The organism is Streptomyces sp. NPDC127119 (assembly GCF_042677425.1).
In the GTDB taxonomy this organism is placed as follows: Bacteria; Actinomycetota; Actinomycetes; order Streptomycetales; family Streptomycetaceae; genus Streptomyces.
Genome location: NZ_JBHXTO010000309.1, coordinates 1 through 1,497, shown reverse-complemented (window position 1 = coordinate 1,497; position 1,497 = coordinate 1). Strand labels below are relative to the sequence as shown.

Here is a 1,497-nt window from a genome sequence, read left to right as displayed (position 1 = left end):
CGCCTGGGGCCTGTGGCAGACCGGCATGGCCGACACCCTCGACGAACAGGACCGCGCCCGCATGAGCCGCGGCGGGCTGACCCCGATGCCCGCCGCACGCGCACTGGCACTCTTCGACGCGGCTCTGGGTACGGAGCGGGCGGCACTCGTGCCCGCCGGCGTCGATGTCGCCGGCGCCCGCGCGGGACGCACGCCGGCGCGGCTGTCCCCGATGCTGGCGGACCTCGTTCCCGCGCAGGCACCGCCCGCCGCCGAGCGGCGGAACGATCCCGGCCAGGACGACTCCTCGCTCGGCCGGCGCCTCGCCGCACTCGACGAGGAGGAACAGCACGACCTCCTCCTGGACGTGCTCAGCAGGCACGCCGCCATCGTCCTGGGCCACAGCTCCCCGCCGGTGATCGACCCCGAGCACCCGTTCAAGGACCTCGGCTTCGACTCGCTGGCCGGCATAGAACTGCTCCTCGCCCTCGGCGAGACACTGAGCCTGCACCTGCCGTCCACCATGCTCTTCGACTACCCCACGCCCGCCGCGCTGATCGCCTACCTCCGGAACGAACTGGTCGACGACCAGGCTCCCTCGACGGCCGAGGCCGCGGAGCCGCTCCGCGGCGCGGAGACCGGGACCACGGGCACCGCGTCCGACGACGACCCGATCGCCGTCGTGGGCATGGGGTGCCGTTTCCCGGGCGACGCCAGTTCGCCGGAGGACCTGTGGCGGCTGGTCACCGAAGGGGTGGACGCCATCGGGGCGTTCCCCGCCAACCGTGGCTGGGACCTCGACGACATCTACGACCCGGATCCCGACGTGCGGGGGAAGTCCTATGCCCGTGAGGGCGGGTTCCTCTACGACGCCGACCGCTTCGACGCCGAGTTCTTCGGCATCAGCCCGCGTGAGGCCCTGGCCCTCGACCCCCAGCAGCGACTCCTCCTGGAGACCGCCTGGGAGGCCTTCGAGAACGCGGGCATCCGCCCCGACACCCTCCGCGGCAGCGCCACCGGCGTCTTCGCCGGAGTGGTCACGCAGGAGTACGCGTCGCTGACGTACCAGGACGGGGAACCCGTCGAGGGCTACCTCCTGACCGGCACCACCGCGAGCGTCGCCTCCGGACGCCTCTCCTACACCTTCGGCTTCGAAGGCCCCGCCGTCACCGTCGACACCGCCTGCTCCTCCTCGCTGGTCGCCCTCCACCTCGCCTGCCAGTCCCTGCGCAACGGCGAAACGACCATGGCACTCGCCGGCGGCGCCACCGTCATGGCCAACCCCGGCATGTTCATGGAATTCAGCCGCCAACGCGGCCTCGCCCCCGACGGCCGCTGCAAATCCTTCGCAGCCGCCGCCGACGGCACCATCTGGGCCGAAGGCGCGGGCATGGTCCTCCTCGAACGCCTCTCCGACGCCCAGGCCAACGGACACACCGTCCTCGCCGTCATCCGCGGCTCCGCCGTCAACCAGGACGGCGCCTCCAACGGCCTCACCGCACCCAACGGCCCCTCCCA

Annotated in this window: 1 protein-coding gene; it reads left to right on the top strand. The window is 72.5% G+C overall.

The features are described 5' to 3' along the window. The coding region (locus ACFVH5_RS44350) for a beta-ketoacyl synthase N-terminal-like domain-containing protein (protein WP_385839365.1) at positions 1-1,497 on the top strand (1,497 nt) is incomplete at both ends.